At 47.6% G+C, this 16641-nt stretch carries 12 protein-coding genes; 10 read left to right on the top strand and 2 right to left on the bottom strand.

Annotated elements, in window-relative coordinates:
• Positions 1–238: 238 nt before the first annotated feature.
• From FYJ51_RS11155 to FYJ51_RS11195, 9 genes are all read left to right on the top strand, one after another.
• Positions 239–604: a hypothetical protein gene (locus FYJ51_RS11155; protein ID WP_154505672.1), complete on the top strand. Its 366-nt coding sequence runs from the start codon at positions 239–241 to the stop codon at positions 602–604.
• Between the two features lie 276 nt (positions 605–880).
• On the top strand, positions 881–1567 hold the full coding sequence (locus FYJ51_RS11160) for a single-stranded DNA-binding protein (protein ID WP_154505674.1): 687 nt from the start codon (positions 881–883) through the stop codon (positions 1565–1567).
• 181 nt (positions 1568–1748) lie between these two features.
• Entirely contained in the window at positions 1749–2039 is a 291-nt protein-coding gene (locus FYJ51_RS11165) for a hypothetical protein (RefSeq protein WP_154505676.1), read from the top strand.
• Positions 2036–3949 (top strand): AAA family ATPase, encoded by a 1914-nt coding sequence (locus FYJ51_RS11170; protein WP_154505678.1) that lies wholly within the window; start codon positions 2036–2038, stop codon positions 3947–3949. The genes FYJ51_RS11165 and FYJ51_RS11170 overlap by 4 nt, the downstream gene beginning before the upstream one ends.
• A gap of 2064 nt (positions 3950–6013) precedes the next feature.
• Entirely contained in the window at positions 6014–6451 is a 438-nt protein-coding gene (locus tag FYJ51_RS14015; RefSeq protein ID WP_456243044.1) for a cobaltochelatase CobT-related protein, read from the top strand.
• A 269-nt stretch (positions 6452–6720) separates the two neighbouring features.
• A complete protein-coding gene (locus tag FYJ51_RS11180; RefSeq protein ID WP_154505682.1) occupies positions 6721–7164 on the top strand; it encodes a PTS sugar transporter subunit IIA in 444 nt (147 codons plus the stop codon).
• A 14-nt stretch (positions 7165–7178) separates the two neighbouring features.
• Entirely contained in the window at positions 7179–8474 is a 1296-nt protein-coding gene (locus tag FYJ51_RS11185; RefSeq protein ID WP_154505684.1) for a PTS ascorbate transporter subunit IIC, read from the top strand.
• Positions 8475–8493: 19 nt separating this feature from the next.
• Entirely contained in the window at positions 8494–10494 is a 2001-nt protein-coding gene (locus FYJ51_RS11190) for a BglG family transcription antiterminator (protein ID WP_154505686.1), read from the top strand.
• A 2-nt stretch (positions 10495–10496) separates the two neighbouring features.
• The gene (locus FYJ51_RS11195; RefSeq protein ID WP_154505688.1) at positions 10497–10769 is read left to right on the top strand and encodes a PTS sugar transporter subunit IIB; all 273 of its coding nucleotides are present in this window, start codon (positions 10497–10499) and stop codon (positions 10767–10769) included.
• A 707-nt stretch (positions 10770–11476) separates the two neighbouring features.
• Here the strand turns inward: FYJ51_RS11195 and FYJ51_RS11200 are convergent.
• Together FYJ51_RS11200 and FYJ51_RS11205 are read right to left on the bottom strand one after the other, a co-directional pair.
• Entirely contained in the window at positions 11477–12046 is a 570-nt protein-coding gene (locus tag FYJ51_RS11200; RefSeq protein WP_154505690.1) for a recombinase family protein, read from the bottom strand.
• A 178-nt stretch (positions 12047–12224) separates the two neighbouring features.
• Complete coding sequence (locus tag FYJ51_RS11205) at positions 12225–15068, bottom strand: InlB B-repeat-containing protein (RefSeq protein WP_154505692.1); 2844 nt, start codon at positions 15066–15068, stop codon at positions 12225–12227.
• 262 nt (positions 15069–15330) lie between these two features.
• Here FYJ51_RS11205 and FYJ51_RS11210 point away from each other — a divergent pair, with 262 nt between their 5' ends.
• Positions 15331–16617 carry a D-alanyl-D-alanine carboxypeptidase family protein gene (locus FYJ51_RS11210; protein WP_154505694.1) on the top strand — a complete coding sequence of 429 codons (1287 nt, stop codon included), beginning with the start codon at positions 15331–15333 and terminating at the stop codon, positions 16615–16617.
• Positions 16618–16641: the final 24 nt, after the last annotated feature.

Here is a 16641-nt window from a genome sequence, read left to right on the forward strand (position 1 = left end):
GTGTTGTCAATCATCCGGCGATGTGACGCCACAGGAGGTATAATCCTCGCTAGCAGAAACCAGGAGGCTTATATGAGCACGCTTGTACTGGTGGAGGCAGTCACAAGCCTCGGCCCTTTACGGGACGTGGTAATTGACTGAAGCAGTTAAGAATTGATAAGCAGCGCACATAAGCATAAATATGGTTGCAAAGAGACGGTTTATACAACTATACTATTATGCATGTGAGGTGAATCAAGTGCCGATTAAATACATTATCAGCGATTCTGGGGTGATTCATAAGACCAGCGGGCAGAAAACAGAAAATGGTGGAAATGCTGAAGATCCCGACAGAATCATTTCCTTTGAATTCAACCCAGCAGCCGGGCAGGAAGCATTAACCTGCAAAGCAGGGGAAGATGCAACTGCATCTGATCTGGTCCTTTCTTCCATTGCAATCCTGCTTGGAGTTTATCAGGCGCTTCGCCGCTCTTCCGGGGAAGAGGATGCGGAGATCATGAGACGGCATATCACGTCTCTGGTAAACAATCCTGACTTCTGGAACTATCATCAGCATCAGGATGATGCAATTGATTTTACCGATCTGAAGATATTCAGATCATGATGCAATCATACAAATAAATAATATTTCGTGTTATCATTCTAATTGATAAAGATACTCTTTTAAGGCTCTGCTTTCTGCAGATGCGTTCCGATGAAGCTCCGCGTTTCCTGAATGGAATGCGCGTGATCTGATCGCCCGGTTCGGGCTGAACTTCATGGAAGCTCTGTCACGCAGGATTCTGCTGAAGAAGGGTATCTTTTTTGTGTTTTCCGGAATGTCAGAAGTATCAGAAACTTTCCGGGTTACGCATCGATGCCTTAAGGAGGGGCAGCAGTTATGGGTGCAGCAAACAACGTTCAGCTGATTGGAAGAATCACGAGAGATGTAGAAGTCAGAAAGCCGACGCATGAAGGGGGACAGGCGGCGGCAAGCTTTACCCTTGCGGTGGATCGGGATGTACCGAAGCACCGGTCCGAAGGCCAGCAGAATTCTGCTCCGACCGCGGACTTCATCAGCTGCGCGGCATTCGGCGCTAGAGCTGAGGCGCTTGCAAACTACACGGCAAAAGGATCGCTTCTCGCAGTGCATGGTCACATCCAGACAAGGACCTATAAGTCCTCGGAAGGAAGAATCATCTATGTGACTGAAGTGGTGTGTGACAGCATCCGCTTCCTGGAAACAAAGAGACCGCGCACGGATCAGCAGTCAGCCGGCAGTGATGCAGGTTCCAATGCACAGCGTCCTGTCAGTGCAGAAGCATCGAATGTACATGACCGCGCCCGATCCTATGAAGAAAAACGCAGCGGAGGCTATCAGCTTTACCCCGGCTCTGCTTCTTCTGCAGGAAGCTCCGGACCGCGTGATCAGAGCTCTGTGGAAAGCAGCGGCTGGAGAGGCTACAGCTCGAATCCGGAACAGGAAGCACCGTCTTCACATCCGGGAGATTCCAGCCGCAGCACAGGAGCTAAAGATCCTTATCCGGCGTATCCGTCGGGCTTTGAGAATGATGATTGTCCTTTCTGAAAAGGTGCAGGGATCCTGCGCTCAGAAGGATCAGTCAGAACAGGAAGAGGGAACAGAAACACACTGTTCCCTTTCTTTATGGCTTTGAAAACCAGAAAATCCGCTGCACAAGCATGGACGGCGGATCAGTGGCATTATGCAGAAATCGATTTGAGAACGATATGAAACTGGAGAAGAACTTATGAAGAGAACACATGAATCTATGACAGAAGCCTGGTGGCGCAATACCGGGCTGAACCGGTTTGCGGATGCGGTGACGGATCTTTTTGATACCGCGACGGTACAGACCTATGGCGGGCGTCTTCAGATCCCGCTTGGCAATCTGGAGATCGGTGTACCGGAAGGAACTGATCTTGAAGTGCTCAGTCAGTGCATCAGCCAGGATGGCGTTCCGGCAGTCGTCTGGCACTATTCCTCAGAGAAGGGGGATGCAGATGTGATTGTCCGTATCCGTCAGAGAGGATCCAGATGATTGAACTGTACAACCGCCTGGTCCTCACTCAGAGCCGGAATGAACCGATCAGCGTCTTTTCTCTCGATGAAGTCCGGGAAGTCAGAGACTATAATCCGGATCTCATCAGGAGATCGATTGCCGGAAGTGAGAGCACAGCGCTCGGGACGCACCTTTCCGCGATTCATCCGGTTTGGGGCGTCATGAAAGGCGAGTCCTGTGCCTTTGCGTTCCTCCATGATCCTGAACTCAAGGGTTTTGGCGGCTGGGCAGTGACTTCAGACGGCAGCGTCCTGGTGGATTACTGGGACGGACCGGCCTCTGCGTACCAGCCGGATCGGAAGGACTACCGGGAATTTCCGCATATTCTGATGAAATTTGCCAGTGACGGGAGCGTATCGGCAGTCTGCGTGGACCGCTTCAAGGCAGGCGAACGGTATATTCTCGGCGATCGCTTGGACAAGAAGCGCAGATCTACCGCGGCGCTTCTGTACGGCCTCACGATTGCTTCGGTGTACCGCTCGGATCCTTCTTGGAGCAATGAGCAGCAGGCGGCGCAGTTCAAGCTGGCTGACGCGTTCAGTTCAGCGCTTCTGCATGAAGCTCCGGACTACGCAAGCCTGGCGATGCTGAATGCAGACATCCGGAGGCTTCTGAAGAAGAACGATCCGGATAATGCACGCTACATCGACCGGGTGAACGTGTTTTCGATGAATCGGATCAACCTCGATGAGATTCCGCTTCTGGATCTTTCAGAGAAGTATGAATTTGCGGAGGATACCATCCATGGCGACATGAGCAGGTTCATGGGCGAGCGTCTTCAGGAGATCGAGGTGCCGGGAAAGAAGAAGGCGTCTGCCGCTTCGCTTGCCGGGAAATATGACCCGGATCCGGAACGCATCTATACCAGAGAGGAGGAATCGCTGATTCCGGTGATCCCGGAGGACTACGTGATCCCGGACAAGCTGGAATATGCGGCAAATCTCTACAAGGCTTCCTATCATTCCAGGCATCCGTTCCGCAATTTCATTCTGCGGGGCGAGCCGGGAACAGGAAAGACGATCTGGTGCAGGATCTTTGCTGCAGCGATTCATAAGCCTCTGGTCACGTTTGAGTGCTCCACGGACACGGAGAAGCTGGATCTGACGCTGAACATCATTCCCGATGTGAGCGGAAAGAAGCACTTCTCGATGGACTTTCATGACTTTGCGGAAAACATGCCGTCCCCGGAAGAGATCCTGCTTGATCCGGAAGGATCCTATGAACGGATCAGCGGGGAACCGAAGAAGGACGCTTCCGGCAGAGATTGCCAGGAGGCGATTCTGAAGGCATTTGCAGAGGCGGATGAAGGAGCCTCGGGCGGCTTTGAAAAAGTGTATTCCACACTGGTTCAGGCATTTCGAAACGGCTGGGTCTGTGAGATCCAGGAACCAACGGTGCTGACCAGGCCGGGTGTGCTTGCGGCACTGAATTCAATGTTTGACAGCTGCAACAGCGTGCATCTTGTCGATGGGGAATACATTCAGAGAAACAAGGATGCAGTAATCATCATGACGACGAACGTGGACTGTGAAGGATGCACCGGGCTGAATCAGTCCGTGCTGTCGCGGTTCACGCCGATCGATCTGGAACGGATCAGCGAGGACGAGCTCGTAAAGCGCATTGCTAATGTGACAGGCTATCAGAACTTTCCGAAGCTGCAGCTGATGGTGAAGACCTACAGCAAATGCAGGGAATATGCTTCCGAGAAAGCAGTCTCGGATGGAGCAATCGATGTGCGCGCGCTGGAAGACTGGGCAGCGGCCAATCTGATCAATGGAGACGTCTTCGGAAACGGAAGAAATCTGTTCATTTCCAAGACTTCCAATGATCCGGATCTGAAAGCTGAGTTCATGTCATGCCTGGAAGCGTACTTCCGACCGGGCAACTAGAAGAAAGACGGGGCAGGTGATAAAATCCTGCTCCGTTTTTAAAGAAGGAGAAAAACAGAAATGGGATATGAAGCAGAAATCCGCAGAGCGATTGCGGAAAAGAAGACCGAACTGGAAAAAGATGAACAGTTCTTCTCCAGCGAATACTATTTCCGCTTCCTGAGGCAGTATGTGACGACAGCGCTTNGGAAGAAAGCACCGAAGGGACGCGTGGAACTGGAATGCTTTGCAGAGCGCGGAACCGATCGTACTGCGTGGACGGAAGGACACACGGTTCACGTCAACACGAGAGGACCGCTGATCCGTGATCTTTCGACGCGGATGCTGCAGCACTACAGCATCATCGGACACATTGTTCATGAATGCCTCCACATCCTGCTGAGTGATTTTTCGGCGATGAAGGGATGCGTGAACGGAATTCTCCAGGCTTCGTGGTATGAAACACCGAAGAACCCGGATGCAGAACAGGTGCTGGAAGATCTCAGGCAGAAGCCTCTGAAGCGGAAGCTCTGTGCTTCCATCTGTAAGGAACTGATCAACATTCATGAAGACGGATTCATCGAGAATTACGGCTACGTGCTGTTTCCAGGCGTGTTTGCCGCGGGGATCCATGTGATGGATGATCAGCTGTTTGAAAAATCCGCAGCCGTGGAAGACATGCTTGCAGGCGTGAAACGGGGTGATGTGCCCTTCCTCAGCACAGTGATGAACTGCATGCTCCTGGATGCGATGCATTACCCGGAGAAAAGCACCGGGGAAGCACTGGAAGACAATGAAACGGAGGAACTGTACGATCATCTCCACGACCTGCTTGAAGCATGTCGCCCGTATACGGAAGCATTGCGCTGGGAGCAGAACGGAGGAGAACGCATGAGGCTTATCTTGGAACTGCTGTGCGTGCTGTATCCCGTGATCCCGGAGGTTGAGGAGCCGATGGGGCATAGCGCTGGCAGCGCAGGAACTGAAAGCCAGGGAGAACGTACTGGGGAAAACGCGGAAGAGGGGGAGCACGGAAACAGAAGTAAAGGGTCTTCCGGGAACTCCTCTGGAATGAAATCCGGAGAATCATCCGGCCCAGCGTCTAAAGGACAATCCGGAACACCATCCGAAGGATCATCCAGAGAGCAGGAGGGAGCTTCCTCCGGGAATCCTGGCCGCATGCGTGCAGGATCACCTGCGGACGGCCAGGCATCATTAGCATCCTCGGGAACTGGTGAAGCAGGTCTCTGTCCAGGAAACTGCGGCCGGGAATCTGCAGGAACTGCTGCCGGATCAGGTCAGCCATCCTCAGAAGCTGCGCTTGCGGAACTGTTAAGCAGCATCTCTTCCGCGATGAATCAGGCGATGTCCGCAGAACCGAAAGGAGATGGGTCCCCGGACAGCAGCACTCTGCAGCAGGCTGGCCTCCAGAATTCTGAAACCTCTGAAGCATCCGGACCATCCGGGATTCCTGGGCAATCCGCAGCCGCCCAGACAGCCGAAGCAGCAGAAGCTGCGCGCGAAGATGCTGCACGGAATGCCTCAGAACAGGAAGCCGCGGTTCGGGAACTGAATGCTGCGATGAACCAGATGATCAAGGCGGATGCGGAAAGCGCAGCTGAGAACATGCATGCGGAACATCTGAGGCGGGAGGCTGAGGCCATCCGCATGAAAGCACTGCATGAGCACGGACTGGAGAATGCGGGCTGGTGCTATGAAGTAAGCCGGAAACCGGAGCCCAGCGAGCAGGACATCCAGAACTATCTGGATGATCACGAGGAAGTGCGGCAGTGGTCGGAGCCTTCGATCCGTATGCTGAGGCGCATCCTGAAGGAACGCGAGGAATCAGGACCGGCGAAAGGATACATGACGGGACGGTTCAGCGCACCGTCGTATGCCAGGAATGCATGCCTGGGTGGCGGAAACTGCTTCACGCGGAACAGGCTGCCGATCGGAAAGCCGAAGTGCGCATTTGCGCTCTGCATCGATGAGTCGGGATCCATGGACTTTGGCGGAAAGCTTACAGCTGCGCGGAAGACCGCGGTTCTGCTGAATGAAATCCTGAGTGACATGCAGGTGGCGCACATGATCTACGGACATCGCGACAGCCGCGGAACCTGCCAGCTGGACGTGTATCACGATTTTGAGGAGCCAGACAGGAAGGACCGCTATCGGCTCGGCGGAGTCAGCAGCGATGCGAGAAACCGCGACGGTGCGGCAATTGCATATGGCTGCGAGAAACTCCTGAAGCGGCCGGAAACACAGAAGATCCTGATTGTAATTTCAGACGGGCTGCCGACGGAAACAAGTTTCCATCCGGAGCTGGAATATGAAGCGGATGCTGCAGCAGTGGCCAAGGAGTACAGCAGGCGGAAGGTCACCATCTTCGGCGCAGTGATAGACGGAAACGTGGAGCGGATTCGGAACATCTATGGGAAACACACGATGGACCTCACGGATCTCAGCAGACTACCGCAGGAACTTGGAAATCTTGTTTCAAGAGTTGTAAGGGACAGCAGATGAAAATTAAATCAATAATGGATTAGTAACAGGAATGGTCAGCCAATTTGAAGGCTGGCCTTTTTTACTGCGACGAATAATATCGATGGATAAACTTGCAAAAAGATTCGAAAATTCACATGTTAGAGCTGTTCGGTTAGAAAAAAAGCGAATAAGTGCTGATTCAACAATTGCGCTTCCAATAGCTGAAAACGCTTACTACTATTTAATTGCATTCGAAGGAAAGATATACGGCCGAATCGTTTCTTCTGAGTTTGCATAGGAGTCCCTGGATGATAAAACTACAAAAAGAAGATTTTGCATTTAATGTTGATGCAGCAGATTGCCGTGAAGCTATTAAAAAGGCTGGGAATTTATTAATAAAGCAATCGAAAATTTCACCCGAGTACATTAACGAAATCTTTAGTGCAATGAATGAGCTCGGACCATATTTCGTCATAGCCCCCGGAATTGCTCTTGCGCATTCAAGGCCTTCTAAGAGTGTCTACTGCTCAGGATTCTCAATGATTACTTTGAACCATCCTGTGAAATTCGGGCATCCTACGAATGATCCCGTGAGCATTGTATGTATGGTTGCTTCAAAGGATGGCAAAGATCACATTGAAGCATTAAAAAATATTGCTATTTTCCTATCTGACGATAGCAATATCAATCTTCTGAAAAATGCGAAGACAGAAGCAGATGCAGAAATGATTTCCAAATTGATTAATAACTGAAAGAGGAAAGGGATATGAATAGCACAATACTCACTGTAGTTGCGAAAACAATTACACAAGCTCCAATATTTCTTGGCTTAGTAACTTTAGTCGGATTGCTTCTTCAGAAAAAGAAAGCTCACGAAATTGTTGATGGGGTATTAAAGACAATTGTCGGGATGGTTCTGCTGAGCACGGGAACCGGACTGCTTACTTCTACTCTGACACCGCTGATCACAAAGCTGAATGAGGTTACTGGTGTGACTGGCGTTGTTCCTCAGAATTTTGCGGTTTATGGCGAAATGCTGAATCAGTATACAGTCGCCGTAGTAATGGCGTTCCTCCTTGGCTTCATCATTAATCTTCTTCTCGTAAAAATTGTTCCCTGGAAGATCTGCAAAAACGTGTATCTCACTGTACATGTTGCTCTGATTTTATCCTCATTCTTATGCTGTGCATTACCTGCAGCATTCGGATGGGAAATTGTGTCTGTTCCAACAATTGTTACGGCAGGATTACTAATGGGTGTCTACAATACCTTTTCCCCGGTATTCTCCCGTCTGATCATGAAAGATGTAACTCATGATCAGTTTGCTCTTGGCCATCAGCTTCAGTTCGGATCTGCTCTTGCTGCATGGTTTGCCGGTATAGTCGGCGATCCGAATGAGGATGCAGACAAAATCAAGCTTCCTGCTGGCTTATCCATTCTGAAAGATATCACTGTTGCAATGGCTATCTTGATGCCGTGCATATTCATTGGAATGGGTCTTGTCATCGGAGCAGATGCTATTCAAGAGATGGCTGGAACTACTCAGTGGGTTGTATATCTGTTTCTGCAGGGAATTACCTTCACTGCAGGATTCACCATTGTGCTTCAGGGTGTTCGTATGTTTATCAATCAGCTTCTTCCGGCATTCAAAGGTATTTCGGAAAAGTTTGCTCCTGGCTCTATTCCAGCACTTGATTGTGCAATCTTCTATCCGTATTCCGGTACAGGAGCTATGATCGGATTCCTGTCCTGCACAGCTGGCGCAATTATTGCAATGCTGATCACAATTGCATTCCACCTTCCTACCGTTGTTTTCCCGTCACCGAATGTCTGCGTTTTTGATGGAATGCTGATGGGTGTATTTGGAAATAAGAAAGGCGGATGGAAAGGCGCAATTGCAGCAGGACTCCTGATCGGATTCCTGGATCATATTCTCATTATCTTCCTCTATCCGATGACGGGTGTGATGTTTGGAACCGGATCAACATATTCTCAGTCCGATTACAGCTTATTCTGGATGCCGGTTATGGCATTGCTGAGAGCAATCGGAAAGCTTGTATAATAATATTAGTGAGGCATTAATGAAGAAGTCTGCATATTTGATCATCAGTGAATTATTAAATCGTGGAGAAGATTATACGTCTATCTCATCGATTTCGGAAAAACTGAATCTGAGCAAATCTACAATTCGCAGTTCGATTGAAGATGCAGACTTTTTTCTCACTTCAGCAGGTTTCGATTCTATTGAAAAGGTCACCGGAAAAGGAATACGTCTCAATCACGCCGAGTTTGATGACATACATGGCTATATCATCAGAAACAATGAGATTCAGTTCTTCGATACCACAAATATCGAAGAGCGTAAGGCGATTGAATTATATTCCCTGATGTATAGTCAGAAAAATATTGTATTGAATGAACTTGCCGAGAAAATGTCTGTATCTGAAAGAACTGTTAATAACGATTTCAATCAGCTGCGAATATTTCTGAGTTCATACGGGTTCAACCTGGATTACGATAAGCGTAAAGGATACTGTCTGACTGCCAACCGATTCGCCGCACGGAATCTGCTGAATCAGATGTTGCTTTCAATATTCGGACCGTTTGAGAAAACACTGCTGTATGCTTTCCTGGTAAAAGCCGGATCTTATGGAAATGTGGGGATCGGAATATCCAGAGACCAATTTGAAACATTAAGAATTGGTTTAGAACAGATTCTTGGTTTTATTTCTTCAAATGACTTCCTGGCAAATGTTCTCCTGTTTCTTACGGAAAGTTACTTTGATGCTTGCAGAGAAGATAGCTTTCCTTCAATGATGCAGGACATTGAAAGAAAGAATATTAAGGAAACTGCAGCTTTCCGGTTAGCACAATTATCCATACTTCAGGCGCAGGGAATATTCAAAACAGAATTTTCTCGAGATGATGTGTATTACTTGACAGAGCTTCTCTCATACTATCCGTTAACATGGAAAAATTCTTTATCAGTCAATTATCCATTTGAAACGGAAATGATGACGAATACGATTATCTCTTATGTAAGCACCAAGCTATCTTATGACTTTTACAGCGATGAGGATTTTGTTAAATCATTAAAAAATCATCTGTTAGGGTTGCAAAGCAGAATTCAATACCATAAGCAGATGCTTAATCCTTTATTGCCTTCAATCAAAGAACAATATAGTGCTTTGTTTGACTATGTCAGGCAGGCGTTTGAAAGAATTGAACGAAACTTAGGAATTCATGTCATCGAAGATGAAGTAGCCTTTATTACTTTATATTTTGCGAGCTCTATTGATAAGCTGAGATTGAAAGACCGTACAATAAAGAATATCGCTATTGTATGCAATTCAGGAAATGCGGTGTCAAGATTTCTCCAGTATCGGATATCAAGTGTGTTTGATGTAAATGTCGTTGATATACTATCGAAAAACGAATTGAAAAGGAGACTGCCAGGTATAAATGTCGAAATGGTAGTTTCAGTGGTAGATATTAAAGACATCATCCCGACCGGCATTCCGTATTGTTTAATAAGTGGGGCATTCGATCAAAATGATTACTTGAAATTATCGGCTTTCTTCAGAAAGTTCAATGTATCCAGCAGCAGCGAGAATAGAGAGCCAGAAGGAAAAAGATTGCTTGAGTTTCTTTCAGAAGAAAAAGTCCAGTTTCTAGATTCTGCAAGGAATTTTGATGAACTGATAAAACTTGGCGGAAAACCGTTAGTGGATGGTGGCGATTGCCTGCCGGATTATATACATGACATGCTTATATGTGCGCATAGTTTCAGCAATGTCTATATGGTGATTGCACCAGGGGTAGCACTATTGCATGCGGGCATATCAAAAAATGTAATTCGGCCAGGGATTGCCTTGACTCTGCTAAGCCACCCTGTTTACGTACAAGGGAAAAGCATATTCTGCGCATTTGCTTTATGTGCAACCGATAAGGTTTCCCATGCAAAGGCATTGAAGGAATTGGGCGAACTGCTCAATGAGGCGGAGTTCATCAGGAGACTTGCTGAAATAAGAAGTTATTCAGACTTAATAGATCTGATTATCATTTTTGAAAAGGAGAAATGATTATGAAAATTATGTGCGTATGTGGAATGGGTTTAGGAAGTTCGCTGATTGCAAAGATGAATGTTGAAGACATTCTTAGAGAAATGGGTATTTCTGCAGAAGTAGACAACTGTGATCTGGGATCAGTAACCATGCATGATGCTGATCTCTATATCACCACAAATGAATTGGCAGCAAATATTCCTCAGGATTTTCAGCCGAAAACATTAGTTCTCGACAATTTCCTCTCTAAGGATTCCATCCGCGAAAAACTTCAGAGTGTATTAAATAAATAAACGTTTCAGGCAAGTCGTTACCACTTTGCAGAAGCGTCTGAGAATTTCCTTAAAACATGGCAAGGCTGTACTCCCCGTGAGTCTGTCGAGCCGTGTTTTTCCTTCTGAAACGAAACCAATTTCAAAAGAAGAAACGATTATAGCGGCCTGTTATTTCTTCTTTGCGACTTCGTATTCCACAATTACAAGATCATTTTTCTGGGTCGCATTGTAGCCGATCTGATAGATAAAAGCGTCTCCACATGGGCAAAGATTTTTCTGGGAGAGAATTTCCAGCTACTCATGTATCTGGCTTGGTGAAACCAGAACAGCTTTTGGCATATTAAGGAGAAAGCGTGCAAAATTTACATCTTTGTAGGTTTTTTCCGGATTGACTGAACCGGGTTTGGAATATGTACTTAATATGCACTTCAGAAAGGTAGCTTTAGTTTCACCGGAAACCCGGCTTCGCCGCATCGGTGTATTCAGGAAGCTGCCTCATCCAAGAAAGGAAGGCCATTACACATGAAAGTTTATATCGGAATTGCACACAACCAATTGGACGCTCGCATTTATGACAAAGGATATGGATGACCCAAGTAAGATTGGCACCCCACTTTGATTGTGCTTTACACTTTAGAAAGCAGTGGAGTCTTCCGCCAGGAAGACCCTTGTACCTATTTCATTGAATGCTGTTATTTAGATCAGCAGGTATTTGGCCGTAGTTCTCATAAATTCCTTTCTTCTGTGTCTATCTTTCCTTTAAGTCTGTACCATGTGCTTCGAGACATCCCGAGATCTTCCCAAGAAGCTCCGCTGCTAATTGCTTCAATTTCCTTCTTACCATACTTTGAATTTCTTCCTTCATGGTAACCAGGCTTCTGACGCGCGATTGCTTTTCCTGCCTGTGTTCTTTCAACTATCATATCTCGTTCGAATTCAGCAAACGCCAAGACGACATGCATGATCAGCTTTCCCATCGGCGTATTATCTATCAATCCCATATTGAGAACATGCACGCTGATCCCACGATCCAGTAAATCCTTAATCTGCTTCCCTCCGTCATCTGCATTTCTTGCAAAGCGATCCAGCTTAGTGACAACAAGAGTATCTCCAGTCTGAAGCTTGCCCAAAAGCGAATTAAACACCGGGCGTTCCATTTTTGTCCCGGTATATGATTCTAGGAAGATATTGCTTTCTGAACATCCAGCATTCTTCAGCAGTTCAAGCTGATCTTCAAGTGAATTTCCTTTCGCTGCCTGACCAGCAGTGGAAACGCGAGCATAACCATATAACATTGTGAATATCCTCCGATCGGTAACAACATGCTTTAAGAAGTTGGAATTATGTGATGATTTCTATTTTCTCTGCCAGAAACCACGAAAATAGCAATGCTTGAGGCTCTACAGTGCTGCAAAAGGCGGAAAACAGCCTATTATTAAGCBTTTTTCAGCATTTTAATTATATATCATTGTCTCATATCTTAACAGAACTGAGATAGACTCCTGCAATGGACACATGCGGAGTAGTGCCAATGTCTCCGTAGATTGACTGGTTGCCGCCAGGAGCATCCTGCAGCTGAAGCCCGGCAGGAATCTCTGTTCCGGCTGCGGTGATGATCCAGTACAGAGAACCTCTTGAGAATCCTCCGGAGGTATCCTGAATATTCCCGTACCATGCAGACTTTGAGACACTGAAATTCTTTGATCCGCTGAGCAGAGTGCTTGTACTTATGCTGATTGGTGAAAGAGTCATGCTGGTTCCGCCTGGCCCGATCACCGTACCGCTTAGTGTGAAGGAGTTTCCGGCTGTTGTCTTGCTGTAGCTTGAGGTGTTTACAGGCTTTGCGTAATACGTCAGAAGATATGCTCCGGTACCGGCAGAATCAAGACCTATGCTTTCTGGCGTAAAACGGAAGGAGTTCAAGCTGTCGATCTTGAGCCATGCAGTCTTAGATGGCGTTAATCGGGAAAGTGCATTCACTACTTCCTGGTCGCTGTTAAAAGAAGCGGAACTTCCAAGCCCATCAGGAAAATATTCCAGCCGCAGATAGCCTGCATAATTCAGGTAAAGACCATTGCTGCTGAGCGCATCAGTGAACGTTGCGGAGGAGACATTCCACAGACCTTTTTCATTGACTGCAACCTGATATTGGATACTGCCTGCAGGAATCGTGATACTCTCTCCACTGTTGCTTTCTTTCCATGCATTATCGGAATAAGAATAGAAGAAGTCCGGTGCAGTCTGAGTGATTGCATCCGTGATCGCTGTTCCCTGGACCTTTCTGTCCCATTGCTGGGTGGAAACGGTTGAGCTGGTATCCCCGGATCCGAGGGTCTGGTTTCCATAGGTCTTATTGGTGTCATCGGAATATGCTCCGGCACGGTTTCCGATCTGAATAGAGCTGCTGGAAGCAGTGCCGCCGGGAATATAGTCAAGAACGGTTTTCCTGAGCTTGACATTGAATGTGATGGTTTTGCTTTCTCCGGCAGGAAGATCGCCGATATAAAGATTGAATCCCAGGTTCTCGTTGCTCGGCTTGACGACATAATATGGTTCAGAAGAACTGCTGTCTTCAGAAGCTCGCTCAGCAGCGGATACTGCATTTCCTGACGTATCTGTTCCGCTGTAGATTCTGAAATCAGACCAGCTGCCATTATTATCCAGAAGAACGCTCTTGAGCTGATCCTTGGTAAGATTCGTGCGATATGCTCCGAAGTCATCTGAAATCTTGACATTGCGGAGCGTCCAGGTGTTTGTGCTGGATGCGGTAACTGTGATGGTATAAGGAATTGTTACGGTATCTGTATTGATTGTGATGGTTCCGGTATTCTTGGATACGGTTGCTCCAGCCTTCGGGGTGAAGGCAGAGGTAACAGAAGATCTCTGGTGAATACCTGATGACGGGGTGGCTGTATTCTTGATGACCCCGTTATTTGCACCGGCGGCTCCGGCATACCCGCTGCGCAGCTTGACCTGATAAGTCAGTGTCCGTGTTTCATTTGCACGCATGGCGCCGATCGTCCAGGTGAAGGAACCTGGGCTTGTATCTGTTTTCGGGGAAGAGAGGATGATGGTTCCTGGATTCTGGCTTGCTGTGCCATCCCCTCCGGAAATGGTTTCAGATGGCTGAGTTTCAGCAGAAAGACTCAGAGAGGAGCCAGTAATTCCGATATATTCTTCTACGGCTGGCTCATTCTGCGTAAAGTGATCTATGACGGTGACATCTGGCATTGCGGCATTGCCAGTTGCAATGGTCAGGGTGTACTGCAAGAAAGAATTGCCGTTTGCATCTTCGGAATATTTCGGATCAGACTTCTGAAGGGTCAGGGTTCCATTCTCGGAATCATAGTCAGAATTGAATCGCAGTTCTGTGCTGACATCTCCGATGACTAGTGTCTGCGTATAATTCTGGCGAACCTGATCGGGGTCAGGAGTTGCCATAAAGGTGAAGCTTGCATTCTGGATGGTGGAATTATCGCCATCCTGATTGATGATTTTATCCAGATAAGCAGAGTTAACCTGAATCGTGATCCGATTTCCGGATGCTGAAATCGTTCCTGCTTCTTCGCTGCCATTCATGATCTTGTTACTGGCAAAATAAGGATCTTTCAGAAGAGAAGGAATGTCATAGTACAGGATTCCGCTATAGTTATCTCTAAGTTCTTTTGTGCTGATTCCTGAGAAATTTACAGTAATGCGGAAAGGGGTATTCAGCGGAATCAGCGTTTCGGAAGAAACAGGAGTCCAGCTGCTGCCGTTCTGCCAGCTGATCTGGGCACCGGTAATGTATCTGGATTTGCCATCCTCTTTTTCAGAAAGATTGATGCCCGTGCTATCTGCTGCAGCAAGCATGATGGCAGACGCAGTAACCTCTTCTTCCTGATTATCTTCTGCAGCGAAGTTTGCGGTGTACGTAATATCCTGCGTTACATGAGAAGGGGCGAAGTAGGAATTCTCTGATACGGTAACATCTGCTCCGTTTTCTTCTGCAGTCCAGCTGATAAATTGATATCCATCATTGGGCTTTGCTTCTGAACCGCCGTAGGAAACCGTTCCCGTATCGTTGTCAACAGTTCCAGTTTCTTTCGAAACTGAAACGGAACCCATGCTGACGTCATTTGGCTGGTATATGATATGAAAACCTTCTGGATGTCCGGTATCTGCGGCAGAAGCCGAGGAAGGTTCGGTCTCACCAGTTTCAGGTGCAGGGCTATTCGTATCTTCCGCAATCAGATGGAGCGGAAGATTGCCTGATGCGATGAGCATGGCAGCGATTCCTGCAATTGCAGTTTTCTTTTTCCAGTTCTTCTCAGTCATTTTCATACCTCTCGCTGCTGAATGATGCGAACCCGCCTTAAATAATTGAAAATCCGCATGATCAACGGGATTATTATATTCCAAGAGAAAACAGAATTAACGAAAAATGACTGATCAGCTAAATGCTTTTCTGCCTTTTGGAATCCTTCCGTTCTGGTTGCAGTGCCTGCCTCCGTTTTCTGCGGACCTGGATGCTTCTGATTGCATGCAGCGATTTTTCGCGCAGGAAGGCATCGTTCCGCTTTTGTTGTAGAATAATGCCATGTACAAGAAGATTGCTTTATCCATTCTGTGTTTCTTTCTGCTTCTGGTTCCGGTCAGTGCGGAGGGAGAGAATGCTTCGCCTTCTCCGTCTGCTTCTTCTGAAGAACAGAGCGCAGTGTCAGTTTCTGCTTCCAAAGCAATTCTGATCGATGAAGACAGCGGCACGGTACTGTTTGACAAGAGTTCGTCTGAGAGTGCAGATCCGGGAAGTCTCGTGAAAATCATGAGTGTGTATCTGGGCGTCACGAACTTATCGAGTGACCAGGAACTGACGATGTCGGATACTGCGTTTGATACGTATTCGCACGATACTGGCGTGCTCTGGATCAATCGCGGCGAGACACTGAGGGCAGAGAGCGCGGAATATGCATCGATGCTTACAAGCGCAAATGATACGACTGCCATGATTGCAGAAGGGGTGAGCGGGGATCAGGATACGTTTGTGAATCTGATGAATCAGACAGCATCGGATCTCGGAATGAGCGGAACGGTATTCTCGAATGTCTTCGGTACTTCGGATGGAACGCAGGCATCGACGGCAGAAGATATTGCCTTACTAGTAAGGAAGGCAAGAGACAATAATACGTTCTCGGCAATCTTCGGAGCTGCTTCGTATACGATTCCGGCTACGAATGTGCAGTCTGCTTCGAGAACAATTGTCAATGACTGCGGATTTCTGAAGAGCAGCGACAGCAATTATAACGAAGAAGTGACGGGCGGAAGAATTGCCGGGACAGACAGTGCGGGCTACAGCATGGTGGTCTCTGCTTCAAGAGGCAAAACGAATCTGATTGCCGTGGTGCTGGAAGAAGCGGACAGTGCGAGTGCGTATGCGGATATCTTGGCATTGCTGGAATATGGATTCTCGAAGTTTCAGACCGTAACGGTCTCCGCAGACCAGATCGGTACGAAGACGGTAGAGGTTCAGCAGAATGGGAAGCATGTCTATGATGTGACGTTTTCAGTGGATTCCGGATTCAGCATCCTGCTTTCACGAGATACGGATGCCAGCGGTCTCTCGGCGGAGATCGTCGTTCAGAATGAGGATTCCGGGAATCCGGATGAGATCAGTGCTCAGGTGGTGTTTTCTCTGAATGGCAGCGAAATCGGCACGGCAGAGATGAACAAGGAAGTTACGGCAGTTCAGGAAGAGAGTGCAAGTGCGGAAAGCAGCGTGAAGAAGCTTTCAAAGTTTGATTTCTTCTGTATCGGGGTTCTTCTGGTGCTTCTTCTTCTGAAACCGATGATTCGTTTCTTCCAGGCGCTGACGCCGCCAAAGGGATAAGTGAATTTCCGGTGAATCTTTTCC

This window comes from Stecheria intestinalis (genome assembly GCF_009696165.1).
Lineage (GTDB): Bacteria > Bacillota_I > Bacilli_A > Erysipelotrichales > Erysipelotrichaceae > Bulleidia > Bulleidia intestinalis.